Below are 22380 nucleotides of genomic sequence, written 5' to 3' on the forward strand. Positions count from 1 at the left end.
GTGTCACTTGCCCCAAGCATAAGCTGAAACAGGCTGAACCCATGCCCATGACTGTCGTCACAGCCGACCTGACCCGAGTGGCCCTGGATGCCATCGTGAATGCCGCCAGCCCGGCGTTGCTGGGCGGGGGCGGGGTGGACGGCGCTATCCATCGTGCTGCCGGGCCAGCCTTGCTGGAAGCCTGCCGCGCATTGCCGGAAGTGTCGCCCGGCGTGCGCTGTCCTACCGGCGCGGCACGCATCACGCCGGGCTTCGCCTTGCCCGCGCGCCATGTCATCCATACCGTGGGGCCCGTGTGGCACGGTGGTCGTGACGGAGAAGCCGGGTTGCTGGCATGTTGCTATCGATCATGCGTCGCACTGGCTGCCGAACATGAGCTACGCAGCTTGGGTTTTCCGGCGATCAGCTGCGGCATCTACGGTTATCCGCCCGAGCAGGCCGCGCCGGTGGCGATCGCCGCATTGCGCGAGGCGCTCTCGGCGCACCCTGCCCTGGAGGTGCGGCTTTGCTGTTTCGACGACCGCATGTCAGCCATCTGGCAACAGGCGCTCAATCGAGCTTGAAAGGGTACAGCGGCGGTAGCGGCGAATCCTTGCCCCCATGCCCGCTTTCGTCGCGCCAGAGGAAACCCTGCGCGAACACCGCGGCAAGATCATCTGGCGTCCGATCGGAGGCGCCCGCGTATTGCTGTTGCTGCAACCGTTCGATCGCCGCGCGCTGCACGTCGGATGCCAACGCATCCGATAGTTGTCCAAGATTTCGCAACCCCGGCCGTTCGCTGCGGGCCCAGGCCAGCAGATGGCGGGCCTGGGCGGAACGATCGTTGCCACGCGCGGCTTCCATGAAAGCCTGGCGCAGGGCACGGGATGAATCAGGTGCGGCTTTCGGTGCAGATGACGGCGTGCGCTTGCGCCACCACACGAACGCGACAACGCTGAGCAGCCATAGCCCGAAGCTGCCAAGGGCGATCCCGCGCCACGGCAGCCATGACGCAGCCGGCGCGGAGGCCGCCGGCGTGGCGGTGACACTGCCCGCTATCGCCGGTGAAGCGTTCGACGCCAACGGCACGGCAGGCGCCGAGGTGGCCGCAGCGCCATTCGCAGCGCCCGCCACGGCAAGGACTTGAGCCGGCAGGGTTGCAACCCGCTTCTGTCCGGTTTGCACATCGAACCAGCTCAGGCTGACCGCGGGAATGGTCAGTGTGCCGGCACGCTGCGGGAACACTGCAAAACTGCGTTCACGATGGCCATCAAGCCATTGGCCATCGTCATGGGTGGTATCGGTGGATGGATCGGGGTAGACCGTTGCGCCATCGATGGCGGGCAGCGTCAGCTCGGGCAAAGCGTCGGCGGGCATGCCGGTCGCATCGATGCTCATATGCAGGTTGAGCGGCTGACCCACAGTGGCCTTGCCGTCGCTCGGCACGCCTTCGAGCTTGAGCGTGAGCGCACGCGCGGGCAACCATGCCGTACTGCCCCAGTCGGCAGGCGCGGCCTGCACCTCGATGGCGAGCGGTGGCGAATCGGCGCTTACCGGCGAGGCGTTGCCGAACAATCCGCCCGAACCGAAGAAGCTGCCAGGATCGTTGGGGTTGCCCGGATCGATCGCTTCGCCCTGGAACTCGATCGATGGGATGGTCACTGTCCCGGCGCGCTGGGGAATCAATGCATAGCGCCGTTCGATCACGTGGTAGCGGCGACCGTTGCGATCCGCGTCGTAATTGTCGTCCGCACCGAGCTTGCGCAGATCCACGCCATCGGCATGCGGATCGGGCAGGCTGCCGTTGTTGAGGTTGATGTCGTAGAACAGGCGAACGGTATAGAGCAGCTGTTGCCCGACATAAACCCGCTGGGGGTTGGCCGACACTTCGATGAAGACATCCTTGCGGTTGTCGGTGCCAGCGGACGGATCGGGCGGGCTGACGTGCAGGACCAGCGGACGTGTCTGGCTGCCCGCCACCGTTAGCGCGGGTATCGGCAAATCGCCGACATGTTTGGGGCGAAGGGCGACGCCGATCATCCATTGCGCGCTCTGCCGGCCATTGACGATGCTCAGGCTGCTGCTGGTGGAGGTGCCCAGCACTTCGAAATCATTGTCGAGCGCGCTGAGATCGGGGGTGCTGGCGCTCGTGCTGCCATCGATGCGCAGGTTGAGCGTGACCGTCTCGCCAAGGTGCACGCTGTCGCGATCCAGCGAAGCCTGTACGTCCGCCAGCGCGCTCAGCGGCAATAACAGACAGAGCAGCAACAGCCAGCGACGACTCATGGTTGATCTCCAACATCCGGCTGCGCGCCCATGCGCTCACGGTATTCAAGCTCGAATTTGCGACGCAGCAGCGCGCCCGGATCGTCAGGTACACGCTGCAGGTCGCGACGCACGTCATTGGGCAATTTGGCAAGCGGGTCATCGCTGTCCGCCGCGCCCAGTTCATGCGTCGGAGGCTTATCGGCTGCCTTCTGCCGGACTTGCATCAATGCCTTGTCCATTTGCGATTGCAGGCCCTGCCGGGCTTTTTCGGCTTGCGCCTGTTCGCTGCTGGATGCAGGCGCGGGCGCTTGCCTGGATGCGTCTGGTTTGGCGCCTTCGGCGTTCTGTTGCGTATCGCTGCCGCCTTTTGGTGGCGAAGCTTGTGCGCCTTGCTGAGCGCTTTGGTCCTGATCGCCCTGCTTCGTGTCGCGATCCTGCCTGGACTGACCACGCTGTTGGCTATCTTGCTGCTGCCCGTGGCTATCGTGCTGCTGCCCGGATTGTCCGCCCCGCTGTGACTGGCTTTGCGCAGACGACTTTCCAGCGCCTTGCTGATCTTGCTTGCTCTGGCCGTTCTGTCCACTTTGCTGTTGCTGTTGCTGTGGCGGGTTTTGCGGCGGCTTGCGCATCGCCTCTTCCACCGCTTTGCGGTTGGCGCGGGCATCGTCGTTGCGCGGGTCAAGTTGCAGGGCACGATCATAAGCTTTGATCGCATCCGGGTAGCGCCCCAACTGGGCGAGCGCGTTGCCGAGGTTGTACTGCGCATCCGCTCCCTTGGCCTGCTCGAGTGCCTGTGCGGCGGCGGCGTAATCCTTCGCACGATAGGCGGCCGCGCCGCGCCACGCGGGGTCTTGCGCAAGGTGGAGGGCTTCGGCCGGATGGCCTTGCTGCAAGGCATGGACCGCCTGCTGGTCAGGTCGCCGCCACCAATCCTGCCAATCGCCGGCCCTGGCGTTCGTGGGCAACCACGGCAGCAGCACGAGCGGCAGCAGCAGCACCCATCCTCGACGGAATGCGACCGTCACCACCAGCAACAACGGCAGCAGCAGCCAGGGCCCGCGATCTTGCCAGACGTCGCCGCTTTGTCCATCCGCGAGCTTGGCCTGTTGCGCCGGCTGCTGTCCGGCGTGCAGCGTGGCGAGGTCACTGCCGTTGTCGCTCATCGCCACGTAACGGCCACCCCCAGCCTGCGCCAGCGCGCGCAGATGATCGTCATCGCGGCGGGCGACGATGATGTCGCCTTGGTCGTCGCGTGCGAATCCGCCGTCCGTTTGCGGCACCGGCGCGCCTTGGGCGGTACCGATACCCAGCACGGAAACATGCACGCCGCTGGCCAGCGCCGCGTGCGCGGCGTCTCGCGCGGCAGCATCGGCATCGTCCGTGACCAGCACGATGGAGCCGCTCTTCAATCCGGCATCGTGGATCAACGTCACGCCCTGCTCGATGGCCTGCGCAGCATTGTCGCCATCGACCGGCATGGTGTCGGGCGACATTGCATCGAGCAGGTCGTCCAGGCTGTGCGCGTCGCTGGTCAGCGGCGCCACGACGAACGACTGCCCGGCGTAACCGATCAGGGCGTTCAGGCCATCGCTGTTGGCGGAGAACAGATCGCGCGCCTTGAAACGCGCGCGCTCCATGCGGCTGGGCGGCACGTCCCGCGCGAGCATGTGCCGGGACAATGAAACGGCAACCACTTGCGCGGCACGGTCCGCGAACAGGGGTTCGGCGATGCGGTTCCAGGTGGGACCCGCCATGGCCAATACCGCCAGCACCCAGCCCAGGGCGAACAATCCGGATGGCAATCTGGCATGCCGTTGGCCACCGCTTACCAGGTGCGGCAGGAGTTCAGGATCAACCAGCCGACCAAGCACGCGCGGCGCGGCGTCATTACGCAAGCCGAACCACAGTAGCAAGGGCAACGCCAACAGCCCGAGCAACCACCACGGCTGCAGGAAGTGGAATGACTGGAGGGCGCCGCTCATGCGCTTGTCCCTCGCCACCGCGGCCAAAACATGCCCAGCAACAGGCATAGCGCGGCAGCGGCCAACGGCACGCGAAACAGCTCATGTCGCAAACGCAGGCTGGGGCCATGCCGTGGCATCGGCTCGAGCGCATCGATGGCGCGATAGGCTTCGGCAAGCTGGTTGCCATCGGTAGCCCGATAGAATTGCCCGCCGGTTTCGTGCGCGATATAGGTGAGCATGTCCGCATCCAGGTCGGCGGACGGGTTGACCACGCTATCGCCAAACAGACCGGGGACGGTCATACGGGTCGCACCGATACCGATGGTGTAGATGCGAACGCCCGCGGCTTTGGCCGCGCGCGCGGCATCCTGCGGCGAAATGCTGCCGGAGTTGTTGACGCCGTCGGTGAGCAGGATCAGCACGCGCGCCTGTTCCGGCAAGGCGGCCAACCGCTTCACCGCCACCGCGATGGCGTCGCCGATCGCGGTTTCGGTACCAGGCAAACCCACGGCGGCACTTTGCAGCTGCGCGCGTACTGCATTGAGATCATAGGTGAGCGGCGTGACCAGGAAAGCGTGCGTGCCGAACAGCACCAGACCCAGCTCATCCCCTGTGCGGCGGGAAATGAAGTCGCCCGCGATGGCCTCCACCGCGCCAAACCGGCTTAGCTGTTGCCCACCCAGCAACATGTCGGGGGTCTGCATGCTGCCGGACAGATCCACTGCCAGCATCATGCCGCGGCCGCTGTGCATCTGCGCCTGCGGTGGCCCGATCAGTTGCGGTCGCGCGGCCGCGGCCAGCAGGCACAACCAGCCCAGCGCCCACAGCCAGGAGCCAGCGCCGCGTGTCGGCAGTTGATCGCCCGCGCTCCACGTGAGCGACCCATGCGGCAAACGCAAGGCCTGCCCGGGCGAAGCCGGTTTCAGCAGCCGCCATGCCAGCCAGGGTAATGGCAGCAGCACGAATACCCAGGGCCATGCGAACTCAGGCATGCCCTTGCTCTCCGGCGGCCATCTTCGGGCTCCGCAATGCGGCCTGCAGCCACCGATGGACGGCCGCCTGCGCGGCCTGCCGATCCAAATCCGCCTGCGGCCGGTACATGCGTGTTTCGAGCGCCATCAAGGTATCGAGGGTTGCCGTATCGACGGGCACCTGCGCCAGCACCTGTCGCCACGATGCGCCTTGTACATGATGTGCATCGGTGGCGTAGCGCCGCGCGGCACGGCGCAGCAACTGGTGCAGCGAAGTGGCGTAGGCAGCATCGTCGCCAGCATGGCGCATAGCCAGTTGCGGTATTTCGGCCAGCACCTGTTCGCGCCAGCGCCGTCGACGACGACGGCGGCGATAGGCGAGCGAAGCCAGCGCCAGCGCAACGCATAGGACGCCGCACGACACCCACCAGCCCGGTGCCGGCGGCCACCAGGATGGCGCGGGCGGAAGATGGATATCGCGCAGCGCCAACTGCGCGGGCGCTTGCGGGAACAGGCCGTTCATCGCCGGGTTCCCGTGTCGCGCAGCAGCGCTGATACCGCGTCCAGCGGGTCGGTCGCCGTATCGATGGTGCGGCAGGGAATACCGAGCGAGGCCGCCATGGCGGCAAGCCGGGCCTGCCCTTCGCCCAGGCTATGCCGGAATGCTTCACGCTGACGAGTGGAACGCAAGATGACGTGACGCCGCTCACCCTGATGCTCGATCGGATAATCACCGGCTGGCGCCGGCTGCAGTTCGAGCGCGTCGGCAACAACCAGGACGCGCACGGCCGTATGGCGCATCATTTCGATCAACCGGTTGCGGGCAGCTTCGTCGCTGCTCTGGCCGTCGCTGATCAGCAACGTGCGGTTGGCGCCATGCCGGAGCTTGATAACGCGCTGCAGGGCTTGCGAAAGCGGCTCATGCGGGCCAGTCGCCTGGACATCGCAGCGCGCCAGGGCGCCACACACGTCCAATGCCCCGCGCAGGCCAGCCCGTGGCCGTTGCAGATAGCCGTCCGCGCCGAATGTCATCAAGCCGATGCGTTCACTGGCTTTCACGGCGTACCAGGCAGCCAGCGCAGCCGCGCGACTGGCCTGCACGGATTTGAAGCGGACCCGGGTACCGAAATGCATGCTGGCGTTTCGATCGAACACGATCAGCAACTGTCCTTCGCGCTCTTCCTGGAAAAGCTTGGTGTGCAATCGGCCGCTGCGTGCGGTGAGCCGCCAATCCAGGCGTCGAACATCGTCTCCCGGTTGATAGGCACGCGACTCGGCATAGTCCATGCCGCGCCCATACAGGCGGCTGGAATGAGTACCGATACGAGTGGCGCGGCTGTCCTGCGGCGGAAGTCGCAAATGCGATACGCGACCGCGCAGGGCAATCAGCTCCGCCAACGATACGCGCACTCGCCCATCGCCGTCCGTTTGCTTCAACGCAGTATCGTTCACGGCAAGGGTACGAGATCCAGCAGGCGGCTGATGACGTGATCGCTGCGAACGCCTTCGGCCTCGGCTTCATAGCTGAGCAAGACGCGATGGCGCAGCACCTCGTACACCACGGCGTGGACATCTTCCGGCAATACAAAGTCGCGGCCGCGTAGCCATGCATGGGCGCGGGCACAGCGATCCAGCGCAATGGTGGCGCGCGGGCTGGCGCCCCAGGCGATCCAGCGTTTCAGTTCGTTGCCATAACGGCCGGCATCGCGCGTCGCCAGCACCAGTTGCGCCAGGTATTCCTCCAGGGCCTGAGCCATGTGCACGCCCAGCGCCGCTTTACGCGCGGCAAAGACATCTCCTTGCGTCACCGTGGCGGCGGCAGGCGGCGCCTTCTGCGAAGACATGCCGGCCTGTTCGCGCGCCAGCCGCAGGATCGCCAGTTCGGATGCGGCATCGGGATAACCGATGGTCACGTGCATGATGAAGCGATCCAGCTGCGCCTCCGGCAAGGCGAAGGTTCCTTCCTGCTCGATCGGATTCTGCGTCGCCATCACCATGAACAACTCAGGCAGGCGCCAGGTGCTGCGCCCGACCGTGATCTGCCGCTCGGCCATGGCTTCGAGCAGGGCCGACTGTACCTTTGCGGGTGCGCGGTTGATCTCGTCGGCCAGCACGATGTTATGAAACAGCGGCCCACGCTCGAATTCGAAGCTCCCCGATTGGGGACGGAATATATCGGTGCCGGTAAGGTCAGCCGGCAACAGGTCCGGAGTGAACTGCACCCGGTGGAAGTCCGCTTCGATGTGCCCGGCCAGGGCCTTCACGGCCGTGGTCTTGGCCAGCCCCGGCGCGCCCTCCACCAGCAGGTGGCCATCGGCCAGCAACGCGATCAGCAGGCAGTCGATGAGCCTCGGCTGGCCGATGACTTGCTGCTGGAGATCGTCGCGAAGACGGGAAAACGCTTGCTGCAGCAGCCCGGGCGCGGGGACTTGGGGCATATCCATCGGAAAATCCTGTACTACACGGTGCGGATGTACTGACAGCAGGGGGAGGAAAAAGTTTGGCGGCGATTTTGCCGAAAAAAAAGGGACGGCGTGGCGCCGTCCCTTTTCCTGTCGTCAGCTGTTGCTGTTACTGCAGACTGTCGCTGAGGATCCGCGGGGTGACGAAGATCAGCAGCTCGTCCTTGTCGTTGATGTGCGTAGTACTGCGGAACAACACACCCAGGCCCGGGATGTCGCCGAGTCCGGGCACCTTGGCAATGGTGTCGCTCTTGGTCACTTCGTAGATGCCGCCCAGCACCACGGTCTGGCCGTTATCCACCAGCACCGAGGTGTTGAGCGAACGTGTATCGATGACCGGCACCTGGCCGCTGCCCGTAACGTTGATGTAATGGTCCAGCGAATCCTTGTTTACGTTGATCGCCAGATAGACGCGATTGTCCGCGGTGATGGTCGGCGTGACCTTCAGCTCGAGCACGGCATCCTTGAACGCAACAGTCGCCGTGCCGCTGGTACCCGCACCGCCGCTCTGGTTCTGGAAGGTCACGTAACCGATTTCCTGGCCCTGGCGGATATCGGCTTCCTGCTGGTTAGCGGTGATGACGCGCGGACTGGACACCACTTCGCTGCGGCCTTCCGATTGCGCCGCGGAAAGCTCCAGATCCAGCGCGTAGTTCTTGCCGAGGATGGCCGCAGCCAGCGTGGATGCGGTACCCGTAGTGGGGGTTGCCGGCAGATTGACGTTCAGCCCGCCTGAAGACAGGCCTCCGCCGAGGGTCGAGGTGGTCGTGTTATTGCCTTGCGCACCGCCTATCGCCGTTCCGACCTGCAGCACCTGGCCGCTGGGATTCGCGCGGTTGCCGGTGACACCCCATTGAACGCCCAGGTCGCGCTCGAAATCGTCGGTCGCAATGACGATGCGCGACTCGATCAAAACCTGCTGCACAGGCCGATCCAGCTGGGCAATGATGGCCCGCAGTTCGGCGGTTTTTTCTGCCGTGTCGTTGATCAGCAGCGTATTGGTGCGCTGGTCGAAAGTGACGCTGCCACGCGGCGAGAGGAAGCCGCGGTGCTGGCTGGCTTCGCCAGATCCGGTCGTACCCCCGGCGATACTCTGCATGCTCCCGGTGGTCAGCAGCTTGGCGATGTCCTGCGCCTTGCCATAGCTGATCGGAACATAGGTGGTGATCAGCGGCGCCGTGTCCTGCGCCTTGAAGCGCGCGTCGGCGATGTTTTGCTCGTAATCGGCCAATTCCTTCTGCGGAGCGATCCAGATCACGTTGCCGTCGCGACGCTTGTCCAGGTCCTTGGCGCGCAGGATTACATCCAGCGCCTGGTCCCAGGGAACATTGTTCAGCCGTAGCGTGATGCTGCCGCCCACCGTATCGGAGGCAACCATGTTGATGCCCGAGTAATCGGCCAGCAACTGCAATACCGAGCGAACCGGGATGTCCTGGAAGTTGAACGTCACGCGATTGCCCGTGTACACCGGCTGGGCATCGGAAGCCGGATTGGTGTCCTTGGACGTCTGCTTCTTGGGCGTCACTTCCACCACATACTGATCGCCCGTCTGGTACGAAGAGGTATCCACGTCGCCGCTGAAGGCAATGTCCACGTGCGCGCCGCTCGCGGTCGAGTGCGGCGAAATGGATTGCACCGGGGTGGCAAAGTCGAGCACGTTCAAGCGCTGGCCCTGGCTGGCCGGCAGGCGCGCGTTATCGATATCCACCGCGATATTGTCGCCCTGGCGGTGCATGTTGGCGTTCGCGCCGGAACCGCTGAAATTGATCAGCACGCGACCGGATCCGTTCGCGCCACGCTGGAAATCGATGTTGGTGATGGCCGGGCCGCTCATGGCCGAGGGCAGCGCCTTGGACGGATCGATCGTGGCCGCGGTGGTCACCGGCTGCGTTTGCATGCCGTTGTTGACGTCCAATACCAGGCTGTTGCCTTCGACGCGGGATTTGTACGAGGAGGCCTGCATCAACTCGACCACGACCCGGGTGCGCCCGCCCGCGGAAACGGCCGAGACGCCGGTGGTGGTGCCGACGCCAACGTCCTGGTGGCGCGCCGCATCGTTGGTGGTGTCCGGGAAATCGATCGCAATGCGCGGCGGATTGTCCGTGGTGAACACATTGGGCTGCGGAACCTGGTTGCTGTCGAAGCTCATGCGCAGCTCGACCCGGCCACCGGGCAGCGTCTTGTAGGTGATGTTCTGCAGTGTGCTGGTCGCGATGGCGGCGTTCGCCCAGGCAGCGACGCCCAGCACCATGGCGGTCATCAGGCAACGGCTCGCCAAGTGCATGGCACGGCTCCGGACTGGTTTGATTGGATTAGTCATTGCATCAGCCCCTGTATTCCTATTTCGCGACAAGCGCGATGCTGGCCGGACGTTCCATCCAGCCGCCATTGCCGTTGGAAACCAATTCGACCAGATCGATCCGGTCACTGCTGATGGCAGTGATGCGGCCATAGTTCTGGCCCATGTATTCGTTGGCGTGCGCGCGATGGATCACTCCGCCAGGATCCTTGACCAGAGCTTCCATGGTGGCGCCGCTGCCGATCGTGCCGACCATCTTCAAGCTATCCAGCGAGTAGGCTTCGAGCGGTTGCCTTGCACGTCCTTCATCCGGGCGGGGACCGTTGTTCTCGTTCAGCTCGTCCGGGCTTGGGCTGAATGGGTCACGCTTGTCCTGATCGGTATAGGTGAACGTCTCGAACGTCTTGATCACCGGCAGCGGCGGAATCGGTGCTCCGCGCTTGGCTTTCTCCTGCGCCACCCAGTCGCGCAGGTCGGACATGCCGCGGGTGCAGCCACCGAGTACCAGCGCCGTGCCGACCAGCAGGAACAGCTTGGCGAAGCGGGCAGGTTTCATGGCAGTCATGGTCCTCATTTCCGCCCCCTGACCTTCTTCGACTTGCCTGCCGTATCGCCGGTCTCCGAATCGTCCAGATAGCGATAGGTCTTCACCGTGCCTTGCAGTACCAGCAACTGGTTCGGACCGGGCTCGCTGCCTTTGCCGGGCGTATTGAGCGGGGTCAGCGACACATCGTGCATGGTGAGGATGACCACGCGCGGCAGCGAGGCCACGCCGCTGATGAAGGTGCCGAACTGGTGATAGGTACCGATCATCTTCAGCTGGATCGGCTTCTCCGCGTAGAAGTCCTTGGGGACTTCCGTGCCCGGCTGGAACAGTTCCTGTTGCAGGCCGGCCGATAGCGCCGTCTGCGAAACGTCCACCAGCAGTTCCGGCATTTCAGTCTTGCTGGGCAGCTGGCGCAGCAGCTGGCGCAGCATGTCCTTCATCTCGTCGAGCTGCTGCTGCAGCGCTTCGAGGTTGACCGACTTGGCTTGCTTCTCGGCAAACTCCTGCTTGAGCTTTTCTTCCTTGCCGGCCAGGTTCTGCAGATTGTCTTGCTGGTCGCTGATCACGACATACCAGCCGACCAGCATGATTACGGCGAACAGCAACACCGTGAAAAAAGTCTTGACCGATTTTGGCCAGCCGCCGATGTTGTTGCGATCGAGATTGCGCAGATCGTCGAGGAGTTTCATTACTTGGCTCCTCCCTTGGCAGGCTCGGCGCCAGCTGGCGCTTGCGCGTTGGCGGACGGCGTCACGACGGATTTGGGCGCGGCGGCGCTCGTGCCCGACGATGCGGGCGTGGCCGGGTTCTGGCTGTCGTCCTTGGGCTTCTGCAGTGCGACCGTCAGGCCGAACTTATAGGGCATGCGCGAGGAGTCGTGGCTGTTCTCGGTCTTGCTCAGGTCCGTCTGCCCCATCCACGGCGACGTTTCGATGTTGCGCATGTAGTCGGCAACGCTGGCGTTCGATTGCGCCACGCCGTCGAGCACCATCTGGTCACCGGCCTGCTTGATCGAAGTCAGGCGCGCGCTGCTCGGGATCGTCTTAACCAGTTCGTCGAACAAGTGCACCATCTGCGAGCGGTTGGCCTGCAGCTGTTCGATGATTTGCTTGCGTGCCAGCAACTGGGCGCGCACTTTTTCCAGATCGTTGATCTTGGTGAGCCGCGCGTCCACTTGCTTGATCTGGTCTTGCAAATAAGCGTTGCGCTCGTTCTGGTTGTCGACGCGCATGCCCATCCAGAAACCCCACAAGAGCAGGACGCCCACGGCCGCCAGGGCAGCCGCGCCAAGCTGCATGAAAAACTCGCGCTGGCGGATCTTGCGGCGTTCGGCGCGCCACGGAAGCAGGTTTATGCGTGCCATCAGTCGAAACTCCTCATGGCGAGTCCGACCGCGATCATCAGGGCCGGCGCATCCTGGGTCAGCGACTGCGCCTGGACCCGGTTGGACAGCGACATGCGCGCCAGCGGATTGGCAACGATGCATGGCAGGCCAAGCTGTTCTTCCAGCATCGCACTGATGCCGTCGATCGAAGCACAACCGCCGGCCAGCACGACCTGGTCGACCTTGCTGAATTCGCTGCCCGCGTAGAAGAACTGCAGCAGGCGGCTGATCTGCTGTACCAGCGATTCCTTGAACGGCTGCAGCGCCTCGGTCTCGTAGGATTCGGGCAATCCGCCCTTGCGCTTGGCGCGGCCGGCTTCCTCATAGGACAAGCCGTAGCGACGCATGATCTCGTCGGTAAGCTGCTTGCCGCCGAAGACCTGCTCGCGCGAATAGATGGTGCGCTGGTTCTTCAGCACGGAAAGGGTGGTCATGGTGGCGCCGATATCGACCACCGCGACCAGCGCATCGCGCCCGACGTTCAATTGGTCCGCGATCAATGCGAAGGCATTTTCCATCGCAAACGCTTCGACATCGATCACCTGCGCGGCAAGTCCGCCCAGGTCCAGCGCGGCTACGCGCATGTCCACGTTTTCCGTGCGCGATGCCGCCAGCAGCACGTTATTCATTTCCGGGTTGTCGCGGACCGGGCCGAGTACTTCGAAATCGAGGCTTACTTCATCGATCGGATAGGGGATGTACTGGTTCGCCTCGACCTGGATCTGGCTTTCCAGATCTTCATCGGACAGCTCGGCCGCCATCGGCACGATGCGCGTGATGACCGCCGACCCCGCGACGGCGGCGGCGGCGTGTTTGAGCTTGGCGCCCGAACGCGCGAGCGCGCGGCGCACTGCCTCGCCGACGGCCTCGACCTCGACGATGTTCTTTTCGACGACAGCATTGGGGGGCAGTGGCTCGATCGCGTAATGCTCCACGCGATAGCGGCCTCCGGCTTGGCTGAGCTGCAGCAGCTTGACGGCGGTCGAACTGATGTCGACACCGACGAGCGGCGGCTTCTTGGGTGTGAAGAGCCCCACGATGATTCCCCCTTGACCCCTGACGCTTCCGCCAGAGACTGGCGGGTTGCCGGGCCATTTAATCCAAAAATTAACGCAATAGCAACGGCCTACGCGATCTTCTTCGAGACTTTTGGCGTGATGGCCTGCACATTTGGACCAACCCGCCCGGTACGCGATTAAGGTTTTGCTAATCCGTCGCTCATGCCGCACATACTGCTACATCTATACTCTGAACTGTTTTGACTCAGGTCTCGATTGGGATGATCTGATTCGCTCCAGGCAGGTGGCATGATGCCCAGGAGGCTGGCGGATGCGTTGGCGCGGGGAAGCGGACCGTCGTCATTCGCCGGAGCCCATGCGCAACCCTGTAACCTTTGCATGGAGCGGCCCCTGGCACAGCCGGAAAGCCTGCCTGGATATCCCGTCATCATTTTGAGATTCAATAAGTTGGATCGATTCTGCCCGCCCATTACCTTCCGTCTTCTCCTGCAACAAATGACCAGACCCGGCTTTGCCGGCTGGCCCGTGGCCGTGAACGGACATGGCCGATGCCCTGCGCGTAATGAACCAGACCGAGCACCGCTAACCCCATGACGCGAATCCTGAAAAGCCTCCTGCGCTGGTGCCTGATCCTGGGCTTCAGCGGTCTCCTGCTTCTCGCCGCCGCCGCCGGAGTGGCTTACTGGCTGGTATCTCCCCGGCTGCCCTCGGTAGCGGTGTTGAAGGACTATCACATGCAGGTGCCGCTGCGGGTGCTGACCGCCGACGGCAAGCTGATCGCGACGTTCGGCGAGACCCGGCGCATCCCGGTCTCCATCGAGCAGGTGCCGGACATGGTCAAGCATGCCGTCCTGTCGGCCGAAGATGCCGATTTCTACAGCCATCCAGGCGTCGACTGGCGCGGCGTGATGCGCGCCGGGTTCCACGTGGTCGCGTCCGGCGGCAACAAGACCCAGGGCGGCTCGACCATCACCCAGCAGGTGGCGCGCAATTTCTTCCTGAGTCCGGAAAAACTCTATTCGCGCAAGCTGATCGAGATGTTCATTGCCCTGCGCATCGAGGGGCAATTGAGCAAGGACCAGATCCTTGAGCTTTACCTCAACAAGATGTTCCTCGGGCACCGCTCCTATGGTGTGGCAGCGGCCGCCGAGTATTACTACGGCAAGCGCCTGGACCAGCTCACCATTGCGCAGTGCGCGGCCATTGCCTCCACTTTCCAGTTGCCTTCGGCGGTCAATCCGTTGACCAACACGCCGCGCCTGATCGGCAGGCGCAACTGGGTGCTGGGCCAGATGCTGGAGCACAAGTACATCAACCAGGCGCAGTACCAGGAAGCCATCAACGCGCCCGACGATGCCGCGCCACACGAGCAACCCATCCAGGTAGACGCGCCCTACGTTGCCGAGATGGCTCGGCTGCAGGCACTGGACCGCCTCGGCAATGACGCGCTGACCGAGGGTTACGTCGTCAAGACCACCCTGGTCAGTACGCGCCAGCAAGCCGCCGTGGCGGCGGTGCGCGATGGCCTGTCCATTTACGACCATCGCCATGGCTGGCGCGGCCCGGAGGCGCACGAGGCATTACCGCCCGGCGCCAGCGAGGCTGACTACGGCAATCTCCTATCCAGCTATAACGATGTTGCCGGTCTGGTTCCCGGGCTGGTGATCGCCTCCTCTGCCACCGAGGCCTCGGTCTACCTGCCGGACCATCAAACGGTGAAGCTCGGCCTCGCCGCAGTGGATTGGGCGCGCGCCTACATCAGCGACAGTCGCATGGGCGCCACGCCCAAGGCGGTCGATGCGGTACTCAAGCCTGGCGACATCATTCGCGTCACCCAGGATGCCAAGGGTGCCTGGCAGCTCACCCAGATTCCCAAGGCCCAGGCGGCCCTGGTTTCGCTCAATCCGGAAAACGGCGCGATCCAGTCGCTGGTCGGCGGCTTCAACTTCCAGCGCAGCAAGTTCAACCGTGCCGTGATGGCAGCGCGGCAGCCAGGCTCGAGCTTCAAGCCTTTCATCTACTCGGCCGCCTTCGAGCGCGGCTATACCGCCGCATCGATCATCAACGACGCGCCCATCGCACTGCCGGATCCCTCGCAGCCCAACGGTCTGTGGACACCCAGCAACGATGACGACAAATTCGCCGGGCCCATGCGCCTGCGCGAGGCGCTGATCGAATCCAAGAACCTGGTGTCGGTGCGCCTGCTCGATGCCATCGGCGTGCGCTACGCGCGCAACTATGTCACGCGCTTCGGCTTCCCCCTGGACGCGCTGCCGAACAATCTGTCGATGGCGCTGGGCACCGCTTCCGTATCGCCGCTAAGCATGGCGCGCGGCTATGCCGTATTCGCCAACGGCGGGTATCTGGTCACGCCTTACTTCATCAGCGAAATCGACGATCGCGATGGCAAGCCGGTTTATGTCGCCAACCCGGCCCGCGCGTGCGCGAGCTGCCAGGCGCGCCTGCTGCAGGACAGCCCACCTGCCCCACCTCCGGCCAGCATGCTGACCAATGGCGTGGCAGCCACCTCCTCCAACGCGCCGGCACCCGCGTCGAGCGTGGCCATGGCCGGCGAAACCACCTTGCCTGCCGACGCGCACACCGGCGAGGCCGCGCCGGTGCTTGCTCCACACGTCATCGATATCCGCAACGACTTTCTTGTTACCTCGCTGATGAAAGACGTGATCCAGTCGCCGATGGGCACGGGCTATGCCGCAAACGTCCTCAAGCGTCCCGATCTGGCCGGCAAGACCGGTTCCACCAACGATCACCGCGACGCATGGTTCGTGGGCTTCAACGGCGACCTGTCAACCGCGGTATGGGTGGGCTTCGATGATTTCGGTTCGCTGGGCAAAGGTGAATTTGGCGCCAAGGCCGCATTGCCGATCTGGATCGACTATATGGGTGACGTGTTGAACGGCGCGCCCGAAAACAGCCTGACGATGCCGCCAGGGATCAGTACCGTGCAGATCAATCGTGAAAATGGACTGCCGACCTCACCCGGCGATCCGAACGCGATGTCGGAGCTTTTCAAGGTCGAGGATATCGATCGCCTGCATAACCAGGCACTGCAACAACAGCAGCAAAACCAGGATCAACAGCAGGCTAACGATATTTTCTGATTTTCCGGTAGTCTTGCCTTGGGCGCGCAATTGAGGGCCGGAGCAATGGCACGAGGCGAACACCATCGCATCCACGCGCACGACCGTGTGCAGCGCAACCGGTTACGTGTCGCCCAGGAGGCGGCGCGACTGATGAGCGAACACGGCATCCGCGACTTTCACCACGCCAAACGCAAGGCCGCCGAACGCTTGGGCGTGCTGGACGAACAGGCGCTTCCACGCAATCACGAGATCGAACAGGCGCTGCGCGAGCACCAGCGCCTGTTCCAGGGCGACAGCCAGCCGCAGCTATTGAGAGAACGGCGTGAAGCCGCCGTCGAAGCGATGCGCTTCCTGCAGGGTTTCGAGCCAAGGCTGGTCGGCAGCGTACTGGATGGAACGGCCGATTCGCATTCGGCTGTCTGCCTGCACGTGTTCAGCGACGATCCGGAAGCAATCGGACTTTATCTACGTGAACACGGCGTGCCGTTCGAAATGCAGACGCGCCGATTGCGCATCAGCCGTGAAGAACAGGCCGAATATCCGGTGTTGCTGTTCGCCGCCGACCGGCTTCCCTTCGACCTTACCGTGCTTCCGCATAACGCGCTGCGCCAGGCACCGCTCGATCGCATCGACGACAAGCCGATGCGTCGCGCCTCACTGGCGTCGGTAGAGATCATGCTCGCCGAGGCCGGCGGCGAGCAGGACGATTTCGAGCGCAAGCTCGCCGCGGCGATTAAATAACGTCGTCTTCGCACCGGGATTTTCTTGCGCCCTCTCCCTGGCGGGAGAGGGCGTCATGCAAGCTCAGCGCTTGTCGATACCCACGTAGTCGCGCTTGTCGGAACCCACGTACAGCTGCCGCGGGCGGCCGATGCGCGAGCCTGGCGTTTCGTGCTGCTCAATCCAGTGTGCGATCCAGCCGGCGGTGCGCGCGATGGCGAACATCACGGTAAACATCTCGGTCGGAATACCCAGTGCCTTGTAGATGATGCCGGAATAGAAATCGACATTCGGATACAGCTTGCGTTCGACGAAGTAGTCGTCCTTCAGCGCCGCTTCTTCCAGCTTCATCGCCACGTCGAGCAACGGATCGTTGACGCCCAGCTCGGACAGCACCTTGTGGCACATCTCGCGGATGATCTTGGCGCGCGGATCGAAGTTCTTGTACACGCGATGGCCGAAACCCATCAGGCGGAAGTTGTCGTTCTTGTCCTTGGCGCGCTTGACGGCGGTTTCCACCTTGTCGGGCGAGCCGATCTCTTCCAGCATCTTCAGCACCGCCTCGTTGGCGCCGCCGTGCGCGGGACCCCACAACGCCGTGATGCCGGCCGCGATCGATGCATACGGATTCGCACCGGTCGAACCGACCAGGCGCACCGTGGACGTGGACGCATTCTGCTCGTGGTCGGCATGCAGAATGAACAACAGGTCCAGCGCCTTCGCGGCAACCGGGCTCATTTCCAGCGGCTCGCTCGGCACTTCGAACATCATGTGCAGGAAGCGATCGACGTATTCGAGGTTGTTGCGCGGATAGCGGAACGGCCAACCGATTGAATAGCGATAGCAGGCAGCGGCGATGGTCGGCATTTTCGCGATCAGGCGGATCGCGGCCAGCTTGCGGTCGTCGGCATTATCGACGTCCAGGTCTTCGTGATAGAACGCCGACAACGAAGCGACCGAAGCGGCCAGCATCGCCATCGGATGCGCATCATGATGGAAACCCTGGAAAAAATTCTTCTGCGACTCATGCATCATCGTGTGATGCGTGATGTCGTTCTCGAAGCCGGAAAATTGCTTCTTGTCCGGCAGGTTGCCGTTGAGCAGCAGATAGGCCACTTCGAGGAAGCTGGACTTTTCGGCCAGTTGCTCGATCGGGTAGCCACGGTACATCAGCACGCCCTGGTCGCCGTCGATGTAGGTGATGGCGCTCTTCGTGCTGGCGGTGCTGCCGTAGCCGGGATCGTAGGTGAAGTGCCCGGTGTCCTTGTACAGCGGGGCGATGTCGATGCAGGCCGGACCGATCGTACCGGTAAGCAGCGGGAGTTCGCTGCTACGGCCGTTGGACTCATCTACCAGCTTGACGGATTTGGAATCGGACACGGAAACCTCCTGCTCATGGGTCGCCACCGGGGCGACCGCAGAACGGCAACCAGCCGGCAAGGGAAAAGCGCATCGTCGTGGGGAGGCGACGATGCATCCTATCTATTATCGCACATCGGACTATGACAATCCGACGGCGCATGGTCCAACGGATGGACGCAAAAATGCACAAGGCAGGCGCGAAGCCTGCCTTGTGCATGGAACCCGCAGCTGCCTTGCGGCGGATTCGGAACGATTACTTCTGCGCGTAACGGCGGCGGAACTTGTCCACGCGACCGCCGGCGTCGATCGTCTTCTGCTTACCGGTGTAGAACGGGTGCGAATGGCTGGAGATATCCACCTTGATCAGCGGGTACTCGTTGCCGTCTTCCCACTTGATGGTTTCCTTGGTCGCAATCGTCGAGCGCGTCAGAAACGCGAACTCGGACGAGAGGTCCTGGAACACCACCTGGCGGTAATTCGGATGGATATCGGGCTTCATGGCGGACTCTAAAAGCGGTGGGTGAAAAGAGCGGCATTATATTGGCCGTTCAGTGACTTGGTCAAGCCAGTCGACCTGCTAACCACCCGGATCTGCCGCCAGCGACGAACGCACGGTGGCGTACCGGCGAAAGGATATCGTGGTTCACGCCGCCGGGTCTGCTCCCAGAGCCCGGCGCACCATCGCGGCGAACTTCGCCTGGTCCAGTTCCAGTACCACGTTGGCCTGGGCGGGCAAGCCCAGCCGGCCGCCCCAGTCCACCACGGTGGCGCCGCGGGTGAGCCGCCCGTCCAGTTCCACCCCTACGCGGCGGCGCTCGCTGCGGACTACGACCGAAGGATCGATCGCCACCGCCATGGCCAGCGCGTCGGCGGCAATGATTCCACGCCGGCCGCGCTCGCTGTTGGTCTGGCGAGCCACCCGGAAAATACGTTCGAAGAAGACCGCACGCTGATCGCCGGCCGCCAGCCAGCCATCGAAATCCGCTTCGTCGAAGGCATGCCGCAGCGTGAGTTCCCAATCGACGAGATCAAAGTCGGGAAAACCTTCGAACACCACATGCGCGGCCTCCGGATCAAAGCCGACATTGAATTCGGCGGGCACGCGCCCGGTATTGCCATGCCCGGTGACCGCGCCACCCATCACGACCAGGCGCCTTACGCGCTGCGGCAGTTCCGGATCCAGCCGTAGCGCCAGCGCCAAGTTGGTCAAGGGGGCCAGCGCGACCAGCGTCACTTCGCCCGGCCGTTCGCGGGTCAAGCGCAGCAAGGCGTGCACGGCGTGTTCGTCGGCAATGCCGGTTACCGGCTCCTGGAAACCGGCATCGCCCAGTCCATCCTGTCCGTGCACGAACGCCGCGTCTTCGTCGGGCAGGCGTACCAGCGGTGTCGGGCAGCCGGCAAACACTGGCGTCGAACCGCCGACCTTATCGACCAAGGTGCGCGCATTGCGCACGGTATGCGCAAGACCCACATTGCCGGCGGCGACACTCAAACCAAGCACGTCGGCATGCGCATGGGCCATCAGAATGGCCAGCGCATCATCCACGCCGGGGTCGGTATCGATCAGGAGTTGCGGTTTGCTCATGGTTTTTCAGGCAAGTGGGAAAGGGTGAACCGGGAATAGTAAAAGCAAAGCGCGACCGCTTTCATTCCCGTTCGCCGCTCTCACGCATGGGCGTATCGCGCCGCACCGCCGATCCAGCGCTCGATCAGGCGTCCTGCCCGCTCTGCATGCTGCGCCAGCATCTGCTCGCCGACATGCTGTACCGCAGGCAGCAGATGCGCATCCCGCGCCAGGTCCGCCATGCGGAAACTCAATTGGCCGGTCTGGCGGGTGCCCAGCACTTCGCCAGGTCCGCGCAGCTCCAGGTCTTTTTCCGCGATGCGGAAACCGTCATTGGTCTCGCGCATGACCTGCAAGCGTTCGCGCGCCAGCTGCCCCAGCGGCGGCTGGTAAAGCAGTACGCAGTTCGATGCGAGGGCGCCACGTCCGACACGTCCGCGCAATTGATGCAATTGCGCCAAGCCAAGGCGCTCGCTGTTTTCGATCACCATCAGGCTGGCATTGGGTACATCCACGCCCACCTCGATCACGGTGGTAGCGACCAGCACTGCCAGTTCGCCGGCCTTGAATGCATCCATGACTGCCAGCTTTTCCTTCGGCTTCATACGGCCATGGATCAGGCCGACGCGACAGTCGGCCAGTGCGTGGGTGAGCTCCGCATGCGCCGCCTCGGCGGCTTGCGCCCGCAGTTGTTCCGATTCTTCGATGAGGGTGCAGACCCAATAGGCCTGCCGCCCTTCCACGCAGGCGGCATGAATGCGTTCGATAACATCCATGCGACGCGCGTTGGAAACCGCAATGGTCTGGACCGGTGTACGGCCGGGCGGCAACTCGTCGATGGCCGACATGTCCAGGTCGGCATAAGCGCTCATCGCCAGGGTGCGTGGAATGGGCGTGGCCGTCAGGACCAGTTGATGCGGCACCAGTTCGCCCTCCAGGCCCTTGTCGCGTAACGCCAATCGCTGCTGCACGCCGAAACGGTGCTGCTCGTCGACGATCACCAGGCCCAGGCGCGCGAATTCGACGCCTTCCTGCATCAGCGCGTGCGTACCGATCACCACCGGCGCGCCCTCCGCCACCCGGCGCATCGCCAGTTGGCGCGCCTTGCCCTGCTGCTTGCCGGCGAGCCACTCGACCGGAATATTCAGCGGCTCCAGCCAATGGCGAAAATTGCGCAGGTGCTGCTCCGCCAGCAATTCGGTCGGCGCCATCAAGGCGACCTGATATCCAGCCTCCACGGCGGACAACGATGCCGAACACGCCACCGCGGTCTTGCCCGAACCGACATCGCCTTGCACGAGACGAAGCATGGGCCGCGGTTGCGCCATGTCGGCGGTTACTTCCCGCGACACGCGCTGCTGCGCGCCGGTGAGCCGGAATGGCAGCGATTCCAGCCATCGTTGCCGCAGATCACCGCTGCCGCCCAACACCGGCGCGCGACGTTCGCGTACCGCGGCACGCAGGCGCTTGAGGCTCATATGCTGGGTAAGCAGTTCCTCGAAGGCCAGGCGCTGCTGCGCGGGATGCCTGCCCTGGGTCAGCTGGTCCACGCGCGCATCGGGCGGTGGCCGATGCACATAGAGCAACGCTTCGCGCAACGACGTCAGGCCGTGTTGCGCGCATAGCGATAGCGGAATCAGTTCCAGCTCCGCCTCGTCGGGAAGCAGTTGCAAGGCCTTGGCGATCACACCGCCCAGGCGCTTTTGCCCGAGTCCTTCGGTCGTGGGATAGACCGGACTGAGCCGCTCCTCCAGCACTACCTGCGCGTTTTCATCCAGCCGCTGGTATTGCGGATGCACCATCTCCAGGCCGCCCGCGCCTTGCCGTACTTCACCGTAGCAAAGCAGGCGCAGGCCCGCTCGCAACTGCTCGGCCTGCGCTCGGTTGAAATGGAAAAAGCGCAGCAGCAGCGTGTGCATCGCGCCATTGCCAATCATCACTTTAAGCTGCGGACGATACCGATAGGCTTTTTCGACGGCTTCCACCACACCAGCCACCTGCACGCGCATGCCTGGACGCAGATCTTCCAGCGGCATCAGGTGGGTACGGTCCTCATAACGCAATGGCAGGTGGAACCAAAGGTCCTGCACGCGATGCAACCCGAGGCGCGCCAGCGCATCGGCCAATGCCGGACCGACACCGCCGAGCGACGCCACGGGCAGGCGGCCCGGGTCGGCAATCGATTCGGCCATAGCGTGAGATTTGGAAGCAGCCATCGATGCAAGACTAACCGAGCCAGTCCGCGGCGACAGCGCTTGTTGCGATCATGCTTGTCAGCCGGCCGCGCAGATATCGATCAGTCCAGCACCATGACGGCATCGACTTCGACCTGCGCGCCTTTCGGCAAACCGGAAACCTCGATGGTGGAACGCGCCGGATACGGCTGCTGGAAATACTCGCCCATGACTGCATTGACGGCCGCGAAATTCGCCAGGTCGGTAACGTAGATACCCACACGCACGATCTGCGCGAGCGAACCGCCGGCCGCCTCGGCTACCGCCACCAGATTGTCGAACACACGACGTGTCTGCGTACTGATGTCGCCCTCGACCAAAGCGCCAGTAGCGGGATCGAGCGGAATCTGTCCGGAAAAATACACGGTGCCGCCGGCACGCACGGCCTGCGAATACGGGCCGATCGCGGCGGGAGCCTGCTCGGTAGCGATGATGGTACGAGGCATGGGCGTAATCCATGAGGGAAAAGCGAAGTTTAGAGCGGTCCATCCAGGACGAATAGC

The 22380-nt window shown here is 63.6% G+C and carries 19 protein-coding genes; 3 read left to right on the forward strand and 16 right to left on the reverse strand.

Annotation, left to right across the window (positions count from 1 at the left end):
• Positions 1–41: 41 nt before the first annotated feature.
• Positions 42–563 (forward strand): O-acetyl-ADP-ribose deacetylase, encoded by a 522-nt coding sequence (locus ISP15_RS14285; protein WP_404548286.1) that lies wholly within the window; start codon positions 42–44, stop codon positions 561–563.
• Here ISP15_RS14285 and ISP15_RS14290 read toward each other — a convergent pair.
• From ISP15_RS14290 to ISP15_RS14340, 11 genes are all read right to left on the reverse strand, one after another.
• The gene (locus ISP15_RS14290) at positions 550–2265 is read right to left on the reverse strand and encodes a BatD family protein (protein ID WP_404548287.1); all 1716 of its coding nucleotides are present in this window, start codon (positions 2263–2265) and stop codon (positions 550–552) included. The genes ISP15_RS14285 and ISP15_RS14290 overlap by 14 nt on opposite strands.
• Positions 2262–4229, reverse strand: coding sequence for a vWA domain-containing protein (locus tag ISP15_RS14295; RefSeq protein ID WP_404548288.1), 1968 nt, complete (start codon positions 4227–4229; stop codon positions 2262–2264). The genes ISP15_RS14290 and ISP15_RS14295 overlap by 4 nt, the downstream gene beginning before the upstream one ends.
• A complete protein-coding gene (locus ISP15_RS14300; protein WP_404548289.1) occupies positions 4226–5203 on the reverse strand; it encodes a VWA domain-containing protein in 978 nt (325 codons plus the stop codon). The genes ISP15_RS14295 and ISP15_RS14300 overlap by 4 nt, the downstream gene beginning before the upstream one ends.
• Entirely contained in the window at positions 5196–5705 is a 510-nt protein-coding gene (locus ISP15_RS14305) for a DUF4381 domain-containing protein (protein ID WP_404548290.1), read from the reverse strand. Before ISP15_RS14305 ends, ISP15_RS14300 begins: the two co-directional genes overlap by 8 nt.
• Positions 5702–6634, reverse strand: coding sequence for a DUF58 domain-containing protein (locus ISP15_RS14310; RefSeq protein ID WP_404548291.1), 933 nt, complete (start codon positions 6632–6634; stop codon positions 5702–5704). The genes ISP15_RS14305 and ISP15_RS14310 overlap by 4 nt, the downstream gene beginning before the upstream one ends.
• Entirely contained in the window at positions 6631–7626 is a 996-nt protein-coding gene (locus tag ISP15_RS14315; protein ID WP_404548292.1) for an AAA family ATPase, read from the reverse strand. Before ISP15_RS14315 ends, ISP15_RS14310 begins: the two co-directional genes overlap by 4 nt.
• A 127-nt stretch (positions 7627–7753) precedes the next feature.
• Positions 7754–9928, reverse strand: a complete 2175-nt coding sequence (pilQ, locus tag ISP15_RS14320; protein ID WP_404548294.1) for a type IV pilus secretin PilQ — start codon at positions 9926–9928, stop codon at positions 7754–7756.
• 55 nt (positions 9929–9983) lie between these two features.
• Complete coding sequence (locus ISP15_RS14325) at positions 9984–10517, reverse strand: pilus assembly protein PilP (protein ID WP_404548295.1); 534 nt, start codon at positions 10515–10517, stop codon at positions 9984–9986.
• Positions 10514–11179 (reverse strand): type IV pilus inner membrane component PilO, encoded by a 666-nt coding sequence (gene pilO / locus ISP15_RS14330; protein ID WP_404548296.1) that lies wholly within the window; start codon positions 11177–11179, stop codon positions 10514–10516. Before pilO ends, ISP15_RS14325 begins: the two co-directional genes overlap by 4 nt.
• The gene (locus ISP15_RS14335) at positions 11179–11853 is read right to left on the reverse strand and encodes a PilN domain-containing protein (RefSeq protein ID WP_404548297.1); all 675 of its coding nucleotides are present in this window, start codon (positions 11851–11853) and stop codon (positions 11179–11181) included. Before ISP15_RS14335 ends, pilO begins: the two co-directional genes overlap by 1 nt.
• Positions 11853–12911, reverse strand: a complete 1059-nt coding sequence (locus ISP15_RS14340) for a pilus assembly protein PilM (RefSeq protein WP_404548298.1) — start codon at positions 12909–12911, stop codon at positions 11853–11855. Before ISP15_RS14340 ends, ISP15_RS14335 begins: the two co-directional genes overlap by 1 nt.
• A gap of 572 nt (positions 12912–13483) precedes the next feature.
• On the opposite strand from ISP15_RS14340, the gene ISP15_RS14345 reads away from it, so the two are divergent.
• Positions 13484–16015 carry a penicillin-binding protein 1A gene (locus ISP15_RS14345; RefSeq protein ID WP_404548299.1) on the forward strand — a complete coding sequence of 844 codons (2532 nt, stop codon included), beginning with the start codon at positions 13484–13486 and terminating at the stop codon, positions 16013–16015.
• 45 nt (positions 16016–16060) lie between these two features.
• Positions 16061–16738 carry a hypothetical protein gene (locus ISP15_RS14350; protein WP_404548300.1) on the forward strand — a complete coding sequence of 226 codons (678 nt, stop codon included), beginning with the start codon at positions 16061–16063 and terminating at the stop codon, positions 16736–16738.
• A 63-nt stretch (positions 16739–16801) separates the two neighbouring features.
• Here the strand turns inward: ISP15_RS14350 and ISP15_RS14355 are convergent, their stop codons facing one another.
• From ISP15_RS14355 to ISP15_RS14375, 5 genes are all read right to left on the reverse strand, one after another.
• Entirely contained in the window at positions 16802–18097 is a 1296-nt protein-coding gene (locus tag ISP15_RS14355; protein ID WP_404548301.1) for a citrate synthase, read from the reverse strand.
• Positions 18098–18332: 235 nt separating this feature from the next.
• Positions 18333–18578, reverse strand: coding sequence for a type B 50S ribosomal protein L31 (locus ISP15_RS14360; protein WP_404548303.1), 246 nt, complete (start codon positions 18576–18578; stop codon positions 18333–18335).
• A 144-nt stretch (positions 18579–18722) separates the two neighbouring features.
• Positions 18723–19664: a nucleoside hydrolase gene (locus ISP15_RS14365; protein ID WP_404548304.1), complete on the reverse strand. Its 942-nt coding sequence runs from the start codon at positions 19662–19664 to the stop codon at positions 18723–18725.
• An 80-nt stretch (positions 19665–19744) separates the two neighbouring features.
• Positions 19745–21859 (reverse strand): ATP-dependent DNA helicase RecG, encoded by a 2115-nt coding sequence (gene recG, locus ISP15_RS14370; protein WP_404548305.1) that lies wholly within the window; start codon positions 21857–21859, stop codon positions 19745–19747.
• An 80-nt stretch (positions 21860–21939) separates the two neighbouring features.
• On the reverse strand, positions 21940–22323 hold the full coding sequence (locus tag ISP15_RS14375) for a RidA family protein (RefSeq protein ID WP_404548306.1): 384 nt from the start codon (positions 22321–22323) through the stop codon (positions 21940–21942).
• Positions 22324–22380 lie beyond the last annotated feature (57 nt).

Origin of the sequence: Dyella jejuensis, from assembly GCF_044904675.1 — a bacterium.
Taxonomy (GTDB): domain Bacteria; phylum Pseudomonadota; class Gammaproteobacteria; order Xanthomonadales; family Rhodanobacteraceae; genus Dyella_B; species Dyella_B jejuensis.

Coding starts and splice junctions, on each gene's coding strand:
- ISP15_RS14300 (WP_404548289.1), bottom strand. CDS start 5,203: ATGCCTGAGTTCGCATGGCCCTGGGTATTCGTGCTGCTGCCATTACCC.
- ISP15_RS14335 (WP_404548297.1), bottom strand. CDS start 11,853: ATGGCACGCATAAACCTGCTTCCGTGGCGCGCCGAACGCCGCAAGATC.
- ISP15_RS14285 (WP_404548286.1), top strand. CDS start 42: ATGCCCATGACTGTCGTCACAGCCGACCTGACCCGAGTGGCCCTGGAT.
- pilO (WP_404548296.1), bottom strand. CDS start 11,179: ATGAAACTCCTCGACGATCTGCGCAATCTCGATCGCAACAACATCGGC.
- pilQ (WP_404548294.1), bottom strand. CDS start 9,928: ATGCACTTGGCGAGCCGTTGCCTGATGACCGCCATGGTGCTGGGCGTC.
- ISP15_RS14360 (WP_404548303.1), bottom strand. CDS start 18,578: ATGAAGCCCGATATCCATCCGAATTACCGCCAGGTGGTGTTCCAGGAC.
- ISP15_RS14345 (WP_404548299.1), top strand. CDS start 13,484: ATGACGCGAATCCTGAAAAGCCTCCTGCGCTGGTGCCTGATCCTGGGC.
- recG (WP_404548305.1), bottom strand. CDS start 21,859: ATGGCTGCTTCCAAATCTCACGCTATGGCCGAATCGATTGCCGACCCG.
- ISP15_RS14305 (WP_404548290.1), bottom strand. CDS start 5,705: ATGAACGGCCTGTTCCCGCAAGCGCCCGCGCAGTTGGCGCTGCGCGAT.
- ISP15_RS14295 (WP_404548288.1), bottom strand. CDS start 4,229: ATGAGCGGCGCCCTCCAGTCATTCCACTTCCTGCAGCCGTGGTGGTTG.
- ISP15_RS14365 (WP_404548304.1), bottom strand. CDS start 19,664: ATGAGCAAACCGCAACTCCTGATCGATACCGACCCCGGCGTGGATGAT.
- ISP15_RS14375 (WP_404548306.1), bottom strand. CDS start 22,323: ATGCCTCGTACCATCATCGCTACCGAGCAGGCTCCCGCCGCGATCGGC.
- ISP15_RS14315 (WP_404548292.1), bottom strand. CDS start 7,626: ATGGATATGCCCCAAGTCCCCGCGCCCGGGCTGCTGCAGCAAGCGTTT.
- ISP15_RS14350 (WP_404548300.1), top strand. CDS start 16,061: ATGGCACGAGGCGAACACCATCGCATCCACGCGCACGACCGTGTGCAG.
- ISP15_RS14325 (WP_404548295.1), bottom strand. CDS start 10,517: ATGAGGACCATGACTGCCATGAAACCTGCCCGCTTCGCCAAGCTGTTC.
- ISP15_RS14290 (WP_404548287.1), bottom strand. CDS start 2,265: ATGAGTCGTCGCTGGCTGTTGCTGCTCTGTCTGTTATTGCCGCTGAGC.